A 5750-nucleotide genomic window follows, 5' to 3' on the forward strand; every position below is an offset into this window, starting at 1 on the left:
CCTGTGGCGCCGGTTGCTCCAGTCGAACCCGTGGCACCGGTAGAGCCGGTTGCACCGGTCGAGCCCGTCGAGCCGGTATCGCCAGTGGAGCCCGTATCGCCGGTCGCACCTGTGGCTCCGGTTGCCCCAGTCGAACCAGTGGCACCGGTAGAGCCCGTCGCTCCAGTATCGCCCGTCGCTCCGGTCGAACCCGTAGAGCCCGTCGCGCCAGTATCACCAGTTGCGCCGGTGGAACCCGTAGCACCTGTGGCTCCGGTTGCACCGGTCGAGCCAGTAGCTCCGGTATCGCCGGTCGCGCCTGTGGCGCCGGTTGCTCCAGTCGAACCCGTGGCACCGGTAGAGCCGGTTGCACCGGTCGAGCCAGTCGAGCCGGTGGCTCCGGTCGAGCCGGTGGCTCCGGTCGAGCCGGTATCGCCAGTTGCACCCGTCGAGCCAGTGGCGCCAGTCGAGCCAGTCGAACCCGTTGCACCAGTGTCGCCAGTCGCACCTGTCGAGCCAGTTGCGCCGGTCGAGCCGGTATCACCAGTCGAACCAGTCGAGCCAGTCGCACCAGTCGAGCCAGTTGCACCCGTCGAGCCAGTTGCGCCGGTCGAACCAGTCGAGCCGGTGGCTCCGGTCGAGCCGGTATCGCCAGTTGCACCCGTCGAGCCAGTGGCGCCAGTCGAGCCGGTGGCTCCGGTCGAGCCCGTCGCTCCAGTATCGCCCGTCGCTCCGGTCGAACCCGTAGAGCCCGTCGCGCCGGTATCACCAGTTGCGCCGGTGGAACCCGTAGCACCTGTGGCTCCGGTTGCTCCAGTCGAACCTGTGGCTCCCGTATCGCCAGTTGCCCCAGTCGAGCCGGTGGCGCCCGTATCGCCGGTCGCGCCTGTGGCTCCGGTTGAACCGGTCGAGCCAGTAGCTCCGGTATCGCCGGTTGCGCCGGTCGAACCTGTTGAGCCCGTCGCTCCGGTATCGCCGGTTGCACCCGTGGCGCCTGTATCCCCGGTTGCGCCAGTCGAACCCGTGGCGCCCGTATCACCAGTCGCACCTGTGGCTCCGGTTGCTCCAGTCGAACCTGTTGCACCGGTAGAGCCCGTCGCTCCAGTATCGCCGGTTGCGCCGGTTGAACCAGTGGCGCCAGTATCGCCGGTCGCGCCGGTGGTACCAGTCGAACCCGTTGCGCCGGTATCGCCGGTCGCACCTGTGGCTCCGGTTGCTCCAGTCGAACCTGTGGCTCCCGTATCGCCAGTGGCGCCTGTCGAACCCGTGGCGCCGGTATCGCCGGTCGCACCTGTGGCTCCGGTTGCTCCAGTCGAACCTGTGGCTCCCGTATCGCCAGTGGCGCCTGTCGAACCCGTGGCGCCGGTATCGCCGGTCGCACCTGTGGCTCCGGTCGAGCCGGTGGCGCCCGTATCGCCGGTCGAACCTGTGGCTCCGGTTGAACCGGTCGAGCCAGTAGCTCCGGTATCGCCAGTTGCGCCAGTCGAACCCGTGGCACCGGTATCGCCGGTTGCGCCGGTCGAACCTGTTGAGCCCGTCGCTCCGGTATCGCCGGTTGCGCCTGTGGCTCCGGTTGCACCCGTGGCGCCTGTATCCCCGGTTGCGCCAGTCGAACCCGTGGCGCCCGTATCACCAGTGGCGCCAGTCGAACCCGTGGCGCCCGTATCGCCGGTCGCACCTGTGGCTCCGGTTGCTCCCGTCGAACCCGTAGCTCCCGTATCGCCGGTTGCGCCGGTCGAACCCGTGGCGCCGGTATCGCCGGTCGCACCTGTGGCTCCGGTTGCTCCAGTCGAACCTGTAGCTCCCGTATCGCCAGTGGCGCCTGTCGAACCCGTGGCGCCGGTATCGCCGGTCGCACCTGTGGCTCCGGTTGCTCCAGTCGAACCCGTGGCGCCCGTATCACCAGTCGCACCTGTGGCTCCGGTTGCTCCAGTCGAACCTGTGGCTCCCGTATCGCCAGTTGCGCCTGTCGAACCCGTGGCACCGGTATCGCCGGTCGCGCCTGTGGCTCCGGTCGAACCTGTGGCTCCCGTGTCGCCGGTCGCGCCGGTCGACCCCGTGGCGCCAGTATCGCCGGTCGCACCTGTGGCTCCGGTTGCTCCAGTCGAACCMGTRGCTCCCGTATCSCCWGTGGCGCCGGTTGAACCCGTGGCGCCKGTATCGCCGGTCGCRCCTGTGGCTCCGGTTGCTCCAGTCGAACCTGTGGCTCCCGTATCGCCAGTKGCGCCTGTCGAACCCGTGGCGCCGGTATCACCAGTCGCGCCCGTTGCTCCGGTGGCCCCCGTATCGCCGGTCGCACCTGTGGCTCCGGTTGCTCCGGTCGAGCCAGTAGCTCCGGTATCGCCGGTTGCACCAGTCGAGCCAGTTGCGCCCGTATCGCCTGTGGCGCCGGTTGAACCCGTGGCGCCGGTATCGCCGGTCGAGCCCGTGGCTCCGGTATCGCCAGTCGAGCCAGTTGCGCCGGTATCGCCAGTAGAGCCTGTCGCGCCCGTGGCTCCGGTTGAACCTGTGGCGCCGGTATCACCGGTCGAGCCAGTTGCGCCGGTATCGCCCGTGGCGCCGGTCGCACCTGTGGCTCCGGTTGCGCCGGTCGCACCCGTGGCGCCAGTATCGCCAGTATTGCCAGCGGCGCCTGTCGAACCCGTTGCGCCCGTATCGCCAGTCGCACCTGTGGGTCCGGTTGCGCCGGTCGCACCCGTGGCGCCAGAATCGCCCGTGGCGCCAGTAGCTCCAGTCGAACCTGTGGCGCCCGTATCGCCGGTCGCGCCGGTGGCTCCGGTTGCTCCGGTCGAACCTGTGGCGCCCGTATCACCAGTCGCGCCTGTAGAACCAGTGGCGCCCGTATTGCCGGTCGCACCTGTGGCTCCGGTGGCGCCAGTCGAACCTGTGGCGCCAGTCGCACCGGTCGAGCCAGTCGCACCAGTGCCGCCGGTCGCACCAGTTGAACCTGTGGCGCCAGTCGATCCCGTAGCGCCGGTCGTACCAGTCGCGCCGGTCGCACCTGTCGAGCCAGTCGCACCAGTGGCGCCGCTCGCGCCGGTCGAACCCGTGGCGCCGGTTGCACCCGTAGCGCCAGTTGAACCTGTAGCGCCAGTCGCACCCGCGCCGGTAGGGCCGGTGGGGCCGGTAGGACCGGTGTTACTGGCGAAGGAGAAGGAGCTGAAAGTGTCACCGTTGCTTGTGGCGCTAATCGCTCCAGTCAACGTTACAACAAAAGTAAACGAGCTGCCGGAAGTTGTCGTTCCAGACGTGTAAATCGCATACGTGTCGGTGGCGTTTGGAACGGTAAAAGTGACAGAAAAACCATTGAATCCTGAATTAGTCCTATTTGGCAACGTAAAGCTGCCAACTATTAAATTGCTTGTCGTATCTACTACATAAAAAATATTAGTACTCTGTGTAGAACCATTGGAGATTGTCCCCCCGATGGTGAGTTCTGATGACAACACCCCCGTGTATGCGGCAATAGCCGCACTCGAAATCGGGGGGAGCAGTACAAGCTCATTCTTGCTCCGCACGATCTCCCAGGCGCCGCCCAGCGCCGACGCGCCGACGCGCCCGGCCGCCGCCGCTACAAAAGCGCCAGCTGCCTCTTCCAACTGTTCGACGAACGCCTCGCCGGCGTTACCCTTGCCCGTCTCGCAGCTCCACAGCTGCAGGTCGCCGTCTTCGGCCAGGGCCCGGCCGATCGCGGCCAGGTCGCCGGCGTCGCGCGCCAGCGTTTCGCGCGACCATTCGCCGGCCGCGAAGGCGACGCGCCCAGGCGCGCCGTGGGCGATGATGTGCACGGCCGCAAGGCCTTGGCGGCCGGCCAGCGCCGCCGCCATCTGTGCGGCCGCCGGCCGCGCCGCGTCGAGGAGCACCGGCTGCACGCCGGCCCGCAGCCCGGCAAGGATGGCGGGTATGTCGGCGACGGCGGGATCGATGAACAGGACTTCGGGCTCGAACGTCATGGCTCGCCCGCTCTGAGGGTATGCGGGCGAAACCTTGTGTGTCGATGCGTGAAGGCCCAGCGCGGCGGCCGGGCTATGGAAGGGATCCGAGGTGAGGTCCTTCAGCATGGCTCACCCCTTCGGCCCGACGGCGCCGGATGGACGCGCGGGCACATCCACAGTGAAGCCAGCCGAGGTGAACTTGCCGCTTTCGTCGAAGACGCCGACGTCGAGGCTCGTCGCTCCGCCCGGCACCCTGACGGCGATCCGGAAGGCGTTGTTGGCCATGTTCGGCAGATTGAGGTTGCCAACAATCGTGCCGTGGTCCCTGTCGACCACGAAGTAGGTCGTCGAGCCGCCGGTCATGCCGGTTGGGATCAAGCCGGAGATCGTGATCTCGATCGCGGCAAGCACTGCTGCGTAGCCCATGATACCCTCCTCCGTCAGCGGCGCCCGCGCCGCGGTGTTCCTTGTCAGTTTCCATCGTCCGCCGAGCGTCGGCGACCCAACCAGGTCGGTGGCGGCCGCAACCGGCGCCCCCGCAGCGCGCGCCAGCGCATCGACAAAATCGGTTCCGGCAGCGCCGGCGCCCGCGTCACAGCTCCACAGAAGCAGCTCGCCGGAGCCTCCCAATGCCTGGCCGATCGTGGCGAGATCGGCCTCATCGTGCCGCAGCGTGCGCGCCGACCAATCGCCGGCCGCGAAGCACACCCGCCCGGGCGCGCCGTGCGCGATCACGTGCACGGCGTCGAGGCGGTCACGAGCTTCGAGCGCCCGTGCCATCTGGCGCGCGGCCGGGGATTTGGCATCAAGCACGATCGCCTCGACCCGTGGCCTCAAATTGCCGAGGATCGTGCCTGGATCGGATACCGATGGATCGACGAAAACGAGTTCGGTGGCGCTGGCCGTGGCGAGATCCCGCTGGTTCCAATTGGGTTCAAGCTGAGAGCATCCGCCGGCGACGCCCGGCGCGGCGGGGTCGGGCCCGCGGGCAGGCCGCGCAGTGCTGAGGCTTTCATGGAGGGCGGAACAGCGGCGGCCAATCTGCCAGCCGCCGGCTGCGGCGGTCCGTCGCCGCTGTCGGATTGCGGGCCTATCGACGCCGGAAATCGCTCCGCGCCGGGCCCAACTCGCACGCAATCTCACCCCACCCACGACACACTCCCGCCACTGGTCACGCCGACGGATCGGCGTCCAAACGCGAGGGAACTCTGGAACGGGAAACCTGTCCGCCTCCGTGGGCGGGCAACGTTGACGCGGCTTTCAAGGCGCGCTCAAAGAACGCGCCTCCATCATCGCCCGCGATGTGGCTTAACGACCCCCAGATCCTTCCCCAAAACTTCGCAGGACGTCGGCAACCCTACCGCGCGACCTGCGGACACACCCCGTGTCACACATTAGTAAAATCGAAAATTAGGGATTTGTAAACTATAAAGTGGAGATTTGGTGAATGGCCAGGAACAAGATGGCCGAACTTGGCCAGTATCGAAGAGCCGAAGCCGCGCAGATTCTTTTTGAAAATCGCAGGCTTGGCGGCTTCATTTCCGTTTGCGCCGACTTACTAAAAATAATCGCCTCGCCAGGCCGATCCGCTGCCCTCGCTGGAAGCCAGAGATGGCCAGCGGAGGGTTTTCCGCAAGACGATGCCGCACCGACAAGAAGTGGAAACGCGCGAACTTCCAGCGAAGTCCGCGCGCCCCTTTTTCAAACCTGGACCAGTCTCCGGACGTGGTCCATTTAACATTCCTTATTCATGCGGCTTCAAGAGATCCTTCAGGGTCGTCTTGATGGAATGATCGTCGCTGGCGTAGCCGGCGCCATGCTTGGTCTGGTCCGAGG

At 66.9% G+C, this 5750-nt stretch carries 2 protein-coding genes; both read right to left on the reverse strand.

Annotated elements, in window-relative coordinates:
• Positions 1-3932: DUF4347 domain-containing protein (locus ACXJ7R_RS23420; RefSeq protein WP_457153917.1), on the reverse strand; the 3932-nt coding region annotated here is incomplete at its 3' end.
• Between the two features lie 111 nt (positions 3933-4043).
• Positions 4044-5066, reverse strand: a complete 1023-nt coding sequence (locus ACXJ7R_RS23425) for a DUF4347 domain-containing protein (RefSeq protein WP_457153918.1) — start codon at positions 5064-5066, stop codon at positions 4044-4046.
• Between the last annotated feature and the right edge of the window lie 684 nt (positions 5067-5750).

The sequence above is a fragment of the Mesorhizobium sp. P5_C1 genome, assembly GCF_054049815.1.